The sequence below is a fragment of the Elongatibacter sediminis genome (genome assembly GCF_037892215.1).
Taxonomy (GTDB): domain Bacteria; phylum Pseudomonadota; class Gammaproteobacteria; order Xanthomonadales; family SZUA-36; genus Elongatibacter; species Elongatibacter sediminis.
Window position 1 is genome coordinate 127,382 of record NZ_JAZHOG010000002.1, and the last position, 14,927, is coordinate 142,308.

12 protein-coding genes are annotated in these 14,927 nt (G+C 64.0%); 11 read left to right on the forward strand and 1 reads right to left on the reverse strand.

Annotated elements, in window-relative coordinates; translation table 11 throughout:
- Positions 1–17 precede the first annotated feature (17 nt).
- Genes V3330_RS03355 through V3330_RS03375 form a run of 5 tightly spaced genes read left to right on the forward strand, consistent with a single transcriptional unit; the run spans position 18 to position 3,984 of the window.
- Positions 18–266: a hypothetical protein gene (locus tag V3330_RS03355; protein ID WP_354693977.1), complete on the forward strand. Its 249-nt coding sequence runs from the start codon at positions 18–20 to the stop codon at positions 264–266.
- A 14-nt stretch (positions 267–280) separates the two neighbouring features.
- On the forward strand, positions 281–655 hold the full coding sequence (locus tag V3330_RS03360) for a GntR family transcriptional regulator (protein WP_354693978.1): 375 nt from the start codon (positions 281–283) through the stop codon (positions 653–655).
- On the forward strand, positions 652–1,509 hold the full coding sequence (locus tag V3330_RS03365; RefSeq protein ID WP_354693979.1) for an ABC transporter ATP-binding protein: 858 nt from the start codon (positions 652–654) through the stop codon (positions 1,507–1,509). Before V3330_RS03360 ends, V3330_RS03365 begins: the two co-directional genes overlap by 4 nt.
- Positions 1,506–2,453, forward strand: a complete 948-nt coding sequence (locus tag V3330_RS03370; protein WP_354693980.1) for a hypothetical protein — start codon at positions 1,506–1,508, stop codon at positions 2,451–2,453. The genes V3330_RS03365 and V3330_RS03370 overlap by 4 nt, the downstream gene beginning before the upstream one ends.
- A gap of 13 nt (positions 2,454–2,466) precedes the next feature.
- Entirely contained in the window at positions 2,467–3,984 is a 1,518-nt protein-coding gene (locus V3330_RS03375; RefSeq protein ID WP_354693981.1) for a glycosyltransferase family protein, read from the forward strand.
- A gap of 6 nt (positions 3,985–3,990) precedes the next feature.
- Here the strand turns inward: V3330_RS03375 and V3330_RS03380 are convergent, their stop codons facing one another.
- Entirely contained in the window at positions 3,991–5,376 is a 1,386-nt protein-coding gene (locus V3330_RS03380) for a class II fumarate hydratase (protein WP_354693982.1), read from the reverse strand.
- Between the two features lie 153 nt (positions 5,377–5,529).
- On the opposite strand from V3330_RS03380, the gene purB reads away from it, so the two are divergent.
- The 6 genes from purB (at position 5,530) to V3330_RS03410 (ending at position 14,854) form a co-directional block, all read left to right on the forward strand.
- Positions 5,530–6,969: an adenylosuccinate lyase gene (purB, locus tag V3330_RS03385; RefSeq protein WP_354693983.1), complete on the forward strand. Its 1,440-nt coding sequence runs from the start codon at positions 5,530–5,532 to the stop codon at positions 6,967–6,969.
- Between the two features lie 27 nt (positions 6,970–6,996).
- Positions 6,997–8,169, forward strand: a complete 1,173-nt coding sequence (locus V3330_RS03390; protein ID WP_354693984.1) for a JmjC domain-containing protein — start codon at positions 6,997–6,999, stop codon at positions 8,167–8,169.
- Positions 8,170–8,297: 128 nt separating this feature from the next.
- Complete coding sequence (locus V3330_RS03395; protein WP_354693985.1) at positions 8,298–11,105, forward strand: 2-oxoglutarate dehydrogenase E1 component; 2,808 nt, start codon at positions 8,298–8,300, stop codon at positions 11,103–11,105.
- Between the two features lie 34 nt (positions 11,106–11,139).
- Positions 11,140–12,381 carry a dihydrolipoyllysine-residue succinyltransferase gene (sucB, locus tag V3330_RS03400; protein ID WP_354693986.1) on the forward strand — a complete coding sequence of 414 codons (1,242 nt, stop codon included), beginning with the start codon at positions 11,140–11,142 and terminating at the stop codon, positions 12,379–12,381.
- Positions 12,382–12,390: 9 nt separating this feature from the next.
- Entirely contained in the window at positions 12,391–13,821 is a 1,431-nt protein-coding gene (gene lpdA, locus V3330_RS03405) for a dihydrolipoyl dehydrogenase (RefSeq protein WP_354693987.1), read from the forward strand.
- A 7-nt stretch (positions 13,822–13,828) separates the two neighbouring features.
- Positions 13,829–14,854, forward strand: a complete 1,026-nt coding sequence (locus V3330_RS03410) for a YhdH/YhfP family quinone oxidoreductase (protein WP_354693988.1) — start codon at positions 13,829–13,831, stop codon at positions 14,852–14,854.
- The last annotated feature ends 73 nt before the right edge of the window (positions 14,855–14,927 follow it).

The following is a 14,927-nucleotide window of genomic DNA, read 5'->3' on the forward strand; positions in this document are numbered from 1 at the left end:
GAATACCGGGTATTCACATGCTGCACTTCAAACGTCAAAGGTATCTTCGCGTCCCGCACCAGGTCGCTGTGTTGACCGCCCTGATACTGCTGGTCACGGCCTGGACCGCCGACCCGCCGGAGGATTGGAACGAGCAGGCGGCGGCACCCGCCACTGCCGCCGGCCTGGAACAGAACGTCACGGTCAGTGACGTCCAGGAGTCCACGCCGGACGGGCGGACGGAGTCACCGATGCGTTTCAGCCTCATGCTGTTTCGTTTCAACTAGGCATCCGCCGACACGTGGGCGCCCGTTGGAACGACATCGAGCCAATCTACTGGCAGCTCAAGGAGCGGACCGTCGCAATGATACTGGACGGTACGCTCGGCGAAGGTGACGCCCTGCCCTCGGTGCGTACGGTCGCCTCGGAACTGCAGCTCAATCCCATTACGGTTTCAAAGTCCTACCAGGCCCTGGTTGACGAAGGGCTGGTGGAGAAACGCCGCGGCCTGGGCATGTTCGTTCGCGACGGCGCCCGGCAGAGCCTGCTCGACAGCGAGCGCCAGCGTTTTCTGAAGCAGGAGTGGCCGGCCACACTGAAACGCATCCGGCAACTCGGCATGGATCCGGCGGAACTGCTCAATAACATCACCGATGACGGGGAGTCGCCATCATGAATCCGATCATCTCCGCCCGGGGACTGACCAAGCAGTATGGCCGCCTGAAGGCACTCGATCGGATCGACATCGATATCCCGGTGGGCCGCATCGTCGGACTGATCGGGCCGAATGGCGCCGGCAAAACCACGATGATGAAGGCCATCCTCGGTCTCGCCACCTTCGAAGGCGAACTGAGCGTGCTGGGCCTCGATCCTTCACGGCAGCGGGCCCGCCTGATGAACGATGTCTGCTTCATCGCCGACGTCGCGGTGCTGCCACGCTGGATCCGGGTCAGTCAGCTGATCGACCTCACCGAGAACATTCACCCGCGCTTTTCGCGCGAACGCTGCATGCAGTACCTGGCGCGCACGCGGGTCACTCCGGATCAGAAAGTGAAGCAGCTGTCCAAAGGCATGGTCGCACAGCTGCACTTGGCCCTGGTCATGTCCATCGACGCCCGCCTGCTGGTGCTGGATGAACCCACCCTGGGCCTGGACATCCTGTACCGCAAGGAGTTCTACTCCAATCTGCTGAGCGATTATTTCGACGAAGAACGAACCATCGTCATCACCACCCACCAGGTCGAGGAAGTGGAACACATCCTGACCGACCTGGTGTTCATCGCCGACGGCCGCCTCGCCCTGAACTGCAGCATGGAAGAGGTCCAGGCGCGCTACGTGGAATTGATGGTCACCCCGGCCGACCTGGAAGCCGCACGGAGCCAGGGACCGATCCACGAGCGGGAGATGTTCGGCCGCCACATTCTGCTGTTTGTCGACGCCGACCGGGAACGGCTGGCGCAACTGGGTGAGCTGCACACGCCGAGCGTCGCCGACCTGTTCGTCGCCACCCTGAGCGGAGGTGAGGCATGAAACGGCTGATCGCGCTCACGCGCCGGGAATTCTGGGAGAACAAGGGCGCGTTCCGCACCACGCCGATGGTCATCGGCGGCGTGTACGTGGCCCTGCTGCTGATGTCGCTGTTCACCACGGCACATTTCGACAACGATTTGTATACCTTTCGTGAGGGCATCCGGTTCCTGGCCGGCCAACCCCGGGATTTCCGCGCAGAGCACCTGTACGAGGTGATGATCGGCAGCTCCGTGCTGTTTACCGTCGTGCTGTCGGTCGTGGTGTTTTTCTACCTGCTGGGCTCACTGTACGACGACCGCAAGGACCGCAGCATCCTGTTCTGGAAATCGCTGCCTGCATCCGACCTGCTGACCATCGGGTCCAAGCTGGCGGCCGGCATGGTGGTCGCTCCGGTCATGTTCTGGATCATGTTCGTCGCGACCCACATCGTCATGGCCCTGATCTGCGTGATCATCGTCTGGTCGGTCGGAGAGAATCCATGGACCCTGTTTCTCGGGGTCGTCAATCCGGTCAAGGCCTGGTCCGTGGTCCTGCTCAGCTACCTGGCCGCGTCAATCTGGTTTCTTCCGTTTCACGGCTGGCTGTTGCTGGTATCGGCGTTCGCACCACGCATTCCCTTGTTGTTCGCGGTCCTGCCACCGATCGTTTTCGCGATACTGCAAATCTGGATCGACTTCCTGCGCACCTTCACGCTCGACAGCAGCCTGTTTGGCCTCATTGGCGAATGGATTTCCAACAGCCCGGCCATCATGACCGCCCAGGTGCACGACGGTACCGGTGAAGTGGCGCTCGGGGTTCCCGTCACCGATGCGTTCGATCACTCGGTCACGGTCATGAACATCCTCGCCCGCCTGTTCTCGCTGCAGATGCTGGGTGGCCTCGCCGTCGCCGCGGTATTCCTGGCGGGCGCCCTGTGGCTGCGGCGCCGGGCAACCGACAGTTAGAGCCGGCGAGCGTGTGAATTCGCCCTTTCAACGGATTCTGTTCAGCACGCACACCGCACGTCATTACATGCCGCCGCCCGGGTACGCCGCGGATTGCGTCGTCTGCGGGCCGGACTACGAGAATGCGTTCTCGGTGGACGGACGGGTGCGGAGCCTGCGCACGCCGACCGCCGCACCGTACGACATCGCCGCATTGATCGGCAGCCTGCCGGCAGCCGAGCGACCCGAGCTTCTGCTGGCGCGCGTGGACGGCTTCATGCGCAATCAACCGGCCAACCTGGCCGGCGTCGACCTGCCGTCCGTACTGATCTTCGGTGACAGTCACCACGGCACCGCGCCGCTGGAACGGCTCATCGACTACGCGACCGCGGAACCCTACGACTTTTATGTCGTCGACCACAAAAGGCAGCATGCCCACTGGTATGCCGAGGCCGGCCTGGGTCCTCTGGCCTGGATTCCGGCATTGCTGCTGGCAGACGATTTTCGTCAACCTGCCGGCCCGACCCGGCCCGAGGCCTGTTTCGTCGGACAGACCGGGAAGCACCATCCCCTGCGGGTTCGCCTGTTGAACGCCATCCGCTCCAGCGGCCTGCCTCTCCAGGTGGGCCGGATGCCGCAGAAACGGGCGTATTCGACCTACAACCGCACCCGGATCAGCCTGAACTGCAGCCTCAATGGTGACCTCAACCTGCGCAACTTCGAAGTACTGGCCGCCGGCGGTTTCCTGCTGACCGATCGGCTGTCCACCCTGGCCGGCCTGGACGACCTGTTCACGGACGGACAGGACCTCGTCACATACGACGATGCGGACGACTTGACCGGCAAAATCCGCAAGTACCTGGAACATTCGGAAGAGCGCGACCGCATCGCGGCACACGGGCACGCCACGGTGCGACGGTTGTTCAGCCTGGAGGAGCGCACCAGGCGCCTGACCGGACTAGTGCGCGACGGACGGATCGAGCCCGCCAATTCCGTGCTCGGCGACCGGCGCATCGGCCGCTACGCCAGCCGGTCGGGCGCGCATTTCCGCTTTCGCCTGCGGATATACCAGTGGGCGCAGGAACTGCATCGCCGGCGAAACGGCCTGTCGGTGGTGTGCAGCAACGACTCCGACGTCCGGCTGTGCTGCGACCTCGCCGACCTGTCCCGAGTCCGCCTGCAGCGCGACACGAGATCTGAGCAGGACCGGCAACTGATCCGGCAATGCGGGCTGGCGGATGTCGTGGAGCCGGTCGGCATGCCGGCCCGTGAAGAGCAAACGGGCCGGCCGGTGATCGTGCTGTGCCGTGCGCATGAAGCACTGGCGCTGCATGATCGCCGGGCGCCCGACGCCATCATTGTCACGGACTTCACACGTGACGGCGAGCCGGACGAAACGGCCGCAAAATCCGGGGCGGGCACGGCGTGTTCCGAACCCCGGCCGGGGGACGGACTGGCGGCCGCGCTCGCCGAGCGCGGCCTGATTCCGGATCCGGCGGTCGGCGGCGTGTATGCCCGCCGTGACCTGGCCGACGGCAGGCCGCCGGCCTGATCGCATCTATTCGAGAATGCCGCCGCGGGTGATGTTCAGCGGATCGAGCAGGCGATCCAGTTCCTCGTCGGAAAGGTCGGTCATCTCGCGGGCGACATCCTTGATGGGCCGCCCCTGCCGGTAGGCTTCCTTCGCGGTTTTCGCACCCAGTTCGTAGCCGATGACCGGATTCAGCGCGGTCACCAGGATGGGGTTGCGTTCCAGCGCGCTGCGGATAACGTCTTCGCGCACACGGAAACCGGCGATCGCCGAATCGGCCAGCAACTGGCTGGCATTGGTCAGAATCTCGACGCTTTGCAGCAGGTTTTGCGCGACCACGGGCAGCATGACGTTAAGCTGGAACAATCCAGACTGACCGGCCACCGTGATGGTGGAATCGTTGCCGATGACCTGCGCGCACACCATGCAAACCGCCTCGGGTATGACGGGATTGACCTTGCCGGGCATGATGGATGAACCCGGCTGAAGCGCGGTCAGTTCGATCTCGCCAATGCCCGCCAACGGTCCCGAATTCATCAACCGGAGGTCATTGGCCATTTTCATCAGGCTGCAGGCCAGGGTCTTGAGCTGGCCCGAGAGTTCGACCGCCGGGTCCTGCGAGCTGATGCCCTCGAACAGGTTGTCCGCTGACCGGAATTTGACGCCCGTCGTCTCACGCAGCGCGGCGGCCACCCGCGTTCCGAATTCCGGATGCGCATTGATGCCGGTACCTACGGCCGTGCCGCCCTGTGGCAACCGCCGCAGGCGCTTGAGCGCACTCTTGATTCGTTTGATGTTGCTGCGCACCTGGCTGGACCAGCAGCCCAGTTCCTGCGCGAACGTGACCGGCATGGCGTCCATCAGGTGCGTGCGGCCCGTTTTGGCCACCCCGTCCAGTTCCTCGGCCTTGATGTCGAGCGTTTCGGCCAGGTGGCGGAGCGCCGGAATCAGCCCGTCGGTGGCCGCCATGCTGGCGCTGACCTGGATGGCGGTGGGAATCACGTCATTCGAGCTCTGGCCCATGTTGACGTGATCGTTGGGATGGACACCCAGCTCATTGCCTTCGTTGGCGAGGTGTGCGATGACCTCGTTGGCGTTCATGTTGGTGCTGGTTCCCGACCCCGTCTGGAAGACGTCGATGGGAAAATGCCGGTCCACTTCGCCTGCCGCGACGCGGCGCGCCGCCGCTTCAATTGCCGCGGCACGGTCCGCATCGAGCAGGCCGAGTTCGCGGTTCGCGCGCGCCGCCGCTTCCTTGATCAGGCCAAGCGCACGGATGAATCCGCTCGGCATGGTCAGACCGCTGATGGGAAAATTCTGTACCGCCCGCTGGGTTTGCGCGCCCCACCAGGCATCCGCGGGCACCTGCAGTTCGCCCATGCTGTCGCGCTCCGTTCGGAATTCTGCCGTCATTTCCTGCTCCGTCTCCTGGGTTGTCGTGTGGCCGGACCGATATTGTACGTGGCCCGCACGGCCAACGTCAGCACGGACGGAGATACAACCGGCGGGCCGACCCGGGTAGAATACGGGGCCGACACCGACACCCCCGCCCGACAGGATTCACACGTGCTTGATCTGTCCGAACTCACCGCCCTGGCGCCCGTTGACGGCCGCTACGGAGCGAAAACCGCCGACCTGCGCCCGTACTGCAGCGAGTATGGCCTGATCCGCCGCCGGGTCATCGTTGAAGTGCGCTGGTTCCAGGCACTGAGCGCACATCCCGGAATCGGCGAACTGCCGACCCTGACCGACGCGGCGCACGAATTCCTCGAGCGGCTGCTGCAAACCTTCGGACCCGAAGAAGCCGCGGCGATAAAACGGCTCGAGGCGACGACCAACCACGACGTCAAGGCGGTGGAATACTTTCTGAAGCAGCGCTTCGAGGAAAACCCGGAACTGGGGCGGCGCAGCGAGTTTCTGCATTTCGCCTGCACCTCGGAAGACATCAACAACCTGGCCTACGCGCTGATGCTGCGGGACCTGCACCGGGAGATACTGGCGCCGCAGACCGAGGCTGTTGCCGCCGACGTGGCCACACTGGCGCGGAGCCTGGCCGATTGCCCCATGCTGTCCCGCACCCACGGCCAGCCCGCATCGCCGACCACCGTGGGCAAGGAAGTCGCCAACGTGTTGCGGCGCATCGAACGGCAGCGCAAACAGATCGGCGCGCAGCAATTTCTCGGCAAGATGAACGGCGCCGTTGGCAATTACAACGCGCATCTCGTCGCCTATCCCGATGTCGACTGGCCGGCACTTTCACGTGAATTCGTGACGTCGCTCGGTCTCGACTGGAATTCCCACACCACCCAGATCGAACCACATGACTGGATGGCCGAACTGTTTCATGCACAGGTGCGGCTCAATACTGTCCTGCTGGACCTGTGCCGCGACGTGTGGGGCTATATCTCGCTGGGCTATTTCCGCCAGCGCACGGTGGCCGGGGAAATCGGTTCGTCAACCATGCCGCACAAGGTCAACCCGATCGACTTCGAAAACGCCGAGGGCAATCTCGGGCTGGCCAATGCCCTGCTCGCCCACCTGGCCGAAAAACTGCCGGTCTCACGCTGGCAGCGGGATCTCACCGATTCAACGACCCTGCGCTCGCTCGGAAGCGCCTACGGACACGTCGCCATCGCTCTCGCTTCATTGACCAAAGGCCTGTCCAAGCTGGAAGCGAACGAAACCGCGATGCAGGCCGATCTCGACGACAACTGGGAAGTCCTGGCCGAACCGGTACAAACCGTGATGCGCCGGTTCGGGCTGGACAATCCGTATGAGCGGCTCAAGGAACTGACTCGTGGCAAACGGGTCGGGGCCACAGAATTCCGCGCGTTCATCGAAACCCTGGAAATCCCCGACGTCGAGCGCCAACGGCTGCTGGAGCTCACCCCCGCCCGCTACGTGGGATACGCCGCAGATCTGGCGCGGCAGGCGGCAGCGCAGGCGGACGGCGAGGAGCCGGACGGACGGACCGGAAACGACTCACTGCCCGAAACGGGCACCTGAACCGGCCGGCCGGCGGATATCCCGAGCGTGGCTCTGATCGTTCAGCGGACGCCGCCGCTGCGCAGCTTGGGCGACATGCCGGTCGACCGCTTTCTGCGGGATTACTGGCAGTCCACACCCTGCCTGCTGCGGCAGGTGTTTCCCGATTTCGAACCGGAGCTCGACCCTCAGGACATCGCCGGACTGGCCTGCGAAGAACTGGCGGAAGCCCGCCTGGTCAGCGGCCGCTACCCCGAGCATGACTGGCGCCTGCGGCACGGGCCGTTCGGTGAATCCGACCTGCTGGAGCTGCCTGAATCGGACTGGACCCTGCTCGTGCAGGACGTCGAGAAACACTACCCTCCCCTGACCGGTATCCTGGAAGCGTTCGGTTTTCTCCCCACCTGGCGGATCGACGACCTGATGTCCAGCGTGGCCGCTCCGGGCGGATCCGTGGGGCCCCATGTCGACCAGTACGACGTATTTCTGCTGCAGGCCAGCGGGCGGCGGCGCTGGAGCATCAGCCGGAACTTCGACCCGGAACGCGTCACCGGCTGCGAACTCGACGTGCTGCAGCGGTTCGATGCCGAAACCCACTGGGATCTGGAACCTGGGGACGTGCTCTATCTGCCGCCGGGCGTGGCGCATCACGGCGTCGCGCTCGATCTGTGCATGACCTGGTCCATCGGCCTGCGTGCGCCCAGCCAGGCCGATCTGCTGATCGCGCTCGGAGAATGGCTGGCCGAGCACGGCGAAGAAGGTGAGCGCTATACCGACCCGCGGCTCGGCACGAGTCCACGTCCCGGTGAAATCGACGGGGCCGCCCGTGACCGGTTCTCGGCCCTGCTGGGTGATGCCGTGAACGGGCCCGCCATTTCCGACGAATTTCTGGGCCGATTTCTCAGCACCTACCGCCTGGCCCACGCGCCGGCAGCCCCGGACACGCCGCTGGCCGCCCCAGCCGTGGCGTCGGCACTGCAAACCGGCGCACTGCTGCATCGCAACCCCTGGACCCGCCTGGCGTGGACGCCGCACCGGGGCGCGGCCCGCCTGTACGCGGCCGGTGAATGCATCGAGTGCCGAACCGCCGACGCCGAGCGACTTTGCGCCGGTGCCTGCTGGCGCCTCGAGGGCGCGGCCGACCCGGAATTGACTGACCTGGTCACCCGGCTGGTCAACCGGGGCCACCTGATCCTCGAAATGCCTGACGCCACCGACTGATTCCGCCCTGCCCGGAACGGGTAAGACGGTGCCCTTGCAGGATGGGCTCGGTTATAATGGAGCACTGCGCCGGAGTGATGTCGTCGTTCCGGTTTTTTTCTACCGCGAAACATCAAAACGCCAGAGCCGTGGAACGAAAACTCCAAGCGTTGTACCGCTCATCCCATCTGTTCGGAGCGAACGCAGCGTACATCGAAGACTGGTACGAATCCTGGCTGCAGGACCCGTCCAGCGTGCCCGAACACTGGGCGCGCGAGTTCGCGGCCGTGGCCGACGGCGAGGCCGACGGCGAGCAGGGACAGTTGGTCATCCGGGAGCGCTTCCGGCAGCTCGGGCAACTTCCGGCCTCCGCGATGCAGGACAGCCGCATCGCCGACCACAAGGAAGCGGCGGTCCTCAAGCTCATCAACGCCTACCGGATCCGCGGCCACGAGATGGCCCGGCTCGATCCGCTCGGCCGCCCGCACCGCGACCCCGTGCCCGACCTGACCCTGGCGTTCAACGACCTCGACGAGACCGATCTCGACCTCGAGTTCGATACCGGCACCCTGGTGGCCCCCAAGCGGATGAAACTGTCCGCCATCATCGAGCTTTGCGAGCGGGTGTACTGTGGCAGCATCGGCGTCGAGTACATGCACATCGTCGACACGGTAAAACGCTACTGGTTGCAGGAACGGCTGGAAGGCTGTTCCGGCTACCACCAGGTCGACGATGAGGAGCGGGTGCGCATTCTGGAGATGCTGACGGCCGCCGAGGGCCTCGAACGCTATCTGCATACCCGCTACGTGGGCCAGAAAAGGTTCTCACTCGAAGGCGGCGACAGCCTGATTCCACTGCTGCACGAAACCATGCTCCACGCCGGCCGCCAGGGCGTGGAAGAGATCGTTTTCGGCATGGCCCACCGCGGGCGTCTGAATGTGCTGGTGAACATCCTGGGCAAATCCCCCGCCATGCTGTTCGATGAATTCGAGGGCAAACTCAAGGATCACGACCCGCTGCGTTCAGGCGACGTCAAGTATCACCTGGGTTTCGCATCCGATATCCAGACACCGGGTGGCAAGGTGCACATGGCGCTGGCCTTCAATCCCTCGCACCTGGAAATCGTCGACCCGGTGGTCGTCGGCTCCGCCAAGGCGCGTCAGATTCGCCGGAAGGACGAGTCTTACGACCAGGTGATGCCGATCCTGATCCACGGCGACGCGGCCTTCGCCGGCCAGGGCGTGGTCATGGAGTTGTTTCAGATGTCCGAAGCGCGGGGTTTCGCCGTGGGCGGCACCCTGCACATCGTGGTCAACAACCAGGTCGGCTTCACCACCAGCGACCCACGGGACGCGCGGTCGACCCCCTATTGCACCGCAGTGGCGAAGATGGTCAATGCACCGATCTTCCACGTCAACGCCGACGACCCCGAGGCGGTGCACCACGTGATGAAGATCGCCTGCGACTTCCGCACCAAGTTCAAGCGCGACGTCGTCATCGACCTGTTTTGTTACCGCCGGCACGGCCACAACGAAGCGGATGAGCCGGCCGCAACGCAACCGCTGATGTACCAGACCATCCGCGCGATGGACACGACGCGGCAGAAATACGCCGACCAGCTGGTGCAGGCGGGAATCATCGATTCGTCTGCGGCGGACGCGATGATGCAGCGCTATCGCGACCACCTCGACCGCGGCGACCAGGTGGCCAACGTCACCACCCAGCCGCGAACCAATGAATACGCCGCCAACTGGCACGATTTCACCAATAAGGAATTACCCGCCATCGTCGAGACCGCGGTTCCGGCCGAACGGATTCGCGAATTGTCCGAGCGCCTGACCACGCTGCCCGATGGCTTCGAACTGCACAGCCGGGTCAAACGCGTCATCGAGGATCGCCGCAAAATGGCCGCCGGCGAAATTCCCATGGACTGGGGCTTCGCGGAAACCATGGCCTACGCCACGCTCATCGACGAAGGCACGGGCCTTCGGCTGGTCGGCCAGGACTCGGGCCGGGGAACGTTTTTTCACCGGCACGCCGTGTTGCACAACCAGAAGGACGGGGCCACCCTGCTTCCGCTGGGCAGGCTGAAGGACGACATTCATGTTTCCGTCATCGATTCCCTGCTGTCCGAAGAGGCGGTTCTCGGATTCGAGTACGGCTACGCGACCGCGGCGCCGGAAACACTGGTGATCTGGGAGGCCCAGTTCGGTGACTTCGTCAACGGCGCGCAGGTGGTCATCGACCAGTTCCTGGCCTCGGGCGAAGCCAAGTGGGGCCGTCTGTGCGGACTGACGCTGTTCCTGCCGCACGGCTACGAAGGCCAGGGGCCGGAGCATTCCAGCGCGCGCCTCGAACGCTTCATGCAGCTCAGCGCCAACTACAACATCCAGGTGTGCATACCGTCGACGCCGGCGCAGATGTTTCATCTGCTGCGCCGCCAGGTGCTGCAGCCCACCCGCAAGCCGTTGATCGTGATGACCCCGAAGAGCCTGCTGCGCAGCAAGGCGTCCACGTCCGAAATGAAGGTGTTGGCCGAAGGGCATTTCCAGCGGGTGATCGGCGATCGCGGACCCGGCGACACCGAAGAAATCGAACGGGTCATCCTGTGCTCGGGCAAGGTCTACTACGACCTGGTCCAGATTCGCGACGAAGAGGAAATCCGCAAGGTCGCGGTGTTGCGGCTGGAACAGCTCTACCCGTTCCCCGAAGAACAGGTGGCCGAATTCATCGCCGAGTTTCCGAATGCCTCCGAGGTCATCTGGTGCCAGGAAGAGCCGAAGAACCAGGGCGCCTGGTACCAGATCCGCCATCACCTGCAGGCCTGCGTGCGCGATGACCAGTCCCTGACCTACGCCGGACGGGCACAATCGCCGTCGCCGGCCGTCGGCTACTATACGATCCATATCGAACAGCAACGCGCCCTGGTCGAACGGGCCCTGACCGGCCCGGTCTGAACCCCTATGCAATCATCCAAGCGAGACAACTTACATGGGCATTGAAGTCAAAGTCCCCGTCCTCCCCGAATCGGTCGAAGATGCCGTGGTGTCCGCCTGGCACAAGAAGGCCGGCGACACGGTACGCCGTGACGAAAACCTGGTGGATCTGGAAACCGACAAAGTAGTACTGGAAGTCCCGGTACCCGGCGACGGTGTCCTCAAGGAAATCAAAGTCGAAAGCGGCGAAACCGTGCACAGCGACGACGTGCTCGCGATCATCGAAGAAGGCGAGGTTCCCGCGGCTGACGAAGCCCCCGACGATAACGCCAAAGCTGCTGCTGAAGATGATGCGGCTGAAGGAGGTGTGGCTGACGAAGGGGACAAATCGAAGACCGGTGGCGAGACCCAGGCCGGCGGCGCATCGGCGCAGACCCGAAAGGCGAAATCCGGGGGCGCCGGCAGCGATCGCCTGAGCCCGTCCGCGCGGCGCGTGGCCGAAGAAGAAAATGTCGATCCCACCCAGGTTTCCGGCTCCGGCCGGGGCGGCCGGGTCACCAAGGGTGACGTTCTCGGATTTCTCAAGTCCGGTGGCTCGCGCCAGGAGGAACGGGTGAAAATGACCCGGTTGCGCTCCCGCGTGGCCGAACGCATGAAGGACGCGCAGAACACCGCGGCCATTCTGACCTCGTTCAACGAGGTGGATCTCAAGGCCGTGATGGACATCCGCCGCCGGTTCAAGGACGAGTTCCAGCAGAAACACGGCATCAAGCTCGGCATCATGTCGTTTTTCGTCAAGGCCTGCTGCGAAGCCCTGCGCAAACACCCGGTGGTGAATGCCTCGCTGGACGGGGACGAAATCGTCTACCACAACTACCAGGACGTCGGCATCGCGGTGTCCACCGAACGCGGCCTGATGGTTCCCATCATCCGCAACGTGGAATCGATGGGCCTGGCGGAGATCGAGCAGAGCATCGAACACTACGCGAACGCGGCCCGTGACGGGTCCATTTCCCTGGAGGATCTGCAAGGCGGAACCTTCACCATCACCAATGGGGGCGTGTTCGGATCGCTGCTGTCCACCCCGTTGCTCAATCCGCCGCAGAGCGCGATTCTGGGCATGCACACGATCAAGGAGCGGCCGGTCGTGGTGGACGGCGAAATCGTCGCGCGGCCCATGATGTACCTGGCCTTGAGCTACGACCACCGGATCATCGACGGGCGCGATGCGGTGCAATTCCTGGTCGCGGTCCGTGACGCGCTGGAAGACCCTGCCCGAATGCTACTGAATATCTGAGGAATCCACATGGCAAACGCATTCGACGTCATCGTCATCGGCGGCGGTCCCGGCGGTTACGTGGCCGCCATCCGTGCAGCGCAACTGGGGCTGAAAACCGCCTGCATCGACCGCTTCACCGGCAAGGACGGCAAAGCAGCGCCGGGCGGCACCTGCCTCAACATCGGTTGCATCCCGTCCAAGGCCCTGCTGGACTCCAGCAAGCATTTCCACCACGTGAACCACGAATTCGCCGATCACGGCATCGCCGTCAAAGACGCGCAGATCGACGTTGGAAAAATGCTCGCCCGCAAGGACGACATCGTCAAAAAACTCACCGGCGGCGTCACCCAGTTGTTCAAGGGCAACAAGGTCGAATTCCATCATGGTACGGGCCGCTTGCTGGCCGGGCGCCAGGTGGAAGTACAGCCCGCTGACGGCTCCGGGACGGTCACCCTGGAGGCGAAAAACGTCATTCTGGCCAGCGGCTCCGTACCGATTGAAATCCCCAATGTCGAATTCAACGGCGACACCATCGTCGACAACGTCGGCGCCCTGGACTTCACCGATGTACCCGGAAAACTGGGCGTAATCGGCGCCGGCGTGATTGGACTCGAACTGGGTTCGGTGTGGAGCCGGCTGGGTTCGGACGTGATCCTGCTCGAGGCGCTGGAGGATTTTCTGCCCGCCGCCGACGCGACCATCGCGAAGCAGGCCGCACGCGAATTCAAGAAACAGGGCCTCGACATCCGTCTCGGCACCCGGGTCAAGAGCGCGGCGGTGAAAAAGAAGAAAGTCGAGGTGACGATCGAGGGCGAGGATGGTGAAAGCACCCTCACCTTCGACCGCCTGCTGGTCGCCGTCGGCCGCAAACCGTACACCGAGGGCCTGCTGGCGGATGACAGCGGCGTCGAACTGACCGAACGCGGCCAGATTCGCGTGGACGAAGAATCGCGAACCACGGCCGAGGGCGTGTGGGCCGTCGGGGACTGCGTGCGCGGACCCATGCTGGCGCACAAGGCCTCGGAGGAAGGCATTGCGGTGGCCGAACTCATCGCCGGCAAACCGGCGCACATCCATTTCGATACCGTGCCCTGGGTCATCTACACCGATCCTGAAATCGCCTGGGTGGGCAAGACCGAACAGGAACTCAAGGAAGCGGGCGTGGAGTTTCGCACCGGCACCTTCCCGTACGCGGCCAACGGCCGGGCCCTGGCCGGCGGGCAGCAGGCCGGCGTGGTCAAGATGATGGCCGATGCCGAAAGCGATGAAATACTGGGTGTCCACATATTCGGCGCCAGTGCTTCGGAATTGATCGCCGAATGCGTGGTCGCCATGGAATTCCGGGGCGCGAGCGAAGACATTGCCCGCATCGTGCACGCGCATCCCACGCTTTCCGAGGCCGTACACGAGGCCGCGCTGCACGTCGACGGCCGGGCCATTCATCGGGGCAATCGCTGAGACATTCATGGAAAACACGCTGACTTCCGTTCCCGAGCACTTTCGCGCATTTCGCATCCACCACGACGACCGCGGTTACCGGTCCGGCCTGGAAGATACGCGACTGGAAGATCTGAGCGAAGGTGATCTCGTCGTCCGGGTCGAGTGGTCGAGCATCAATTACAAGGATGCCCTGGCCGCCACCGGGAAGGGCAAGATACTGCGACGCTTCCCGCTGATCGGTGGTATCGACCTGGCCGGAATCGTGGTGCACTCGGACGCCGACCGGTTCACCGAGGGCGACCGCGTGGTCGTCACCGGCTGCGGCCTGTCGGAAACCCGCGACGGCGGTTACTCTGAATACCAGCGCGTGGACAGTCGAGATGCAGTCCACCTGCCGGACGGCCTGAGCACCCGTGAAGCGATGATGCTGGGCACGGCCGGATTCACCGCCGCGCTGTGCCTGTACCGCATGGAGGCCAACGGACAGACCCCCCAGGCCGGACCCATCGTCGTGACCGGGGCAACCGGCGGTGTCGGCAGCCTCGCCATCAACCTGCTCACGCGCGCCGGGTACGAAGTCCACGCGATCAGCGGCAAGGTTCAGGCCTTCGACTGGCTGGAACGCCTGGGCGCCCGCCAGTGCATATCACGCCATGACCTGCACTGGGGCCAGAACCCGCTCGAGAAATCCCGTTGGGCGGGCGGCATCGACACGGTAGGCGGTGACATGCTTTCCGGCATCAGCCGGGTCATCGGGCTGTGGGGCAACGTGGCCTGCTGCGGCATGGCCGGAGGGCACGGACTCAATACCTCTGTGTACCCGCTGATCCTGCGCGGAGTTTCACTGCTCGGCATCAGTTCGGCCAACTGTCCCTATGAGATTCGCCGGGTGCTGTGGGACCGGCTGGCCAACGAATGGAAGCCGGAGGCGCTGACCGAAATCGCCACCGACGAGGTCGATCTGGACGGCATGGAGGCGGTTTTCGACCAACTGATGGCCGGCGGAGCCCAGGGTCGAACCGTCGTTCGGGTGGCGCAAACTTCGGTCTGAAATCCACTGAAGCCATTGAAGCGAAAAGCCAATTAATTCCAATTATCATCCGATTACGGCATAATGACGACAT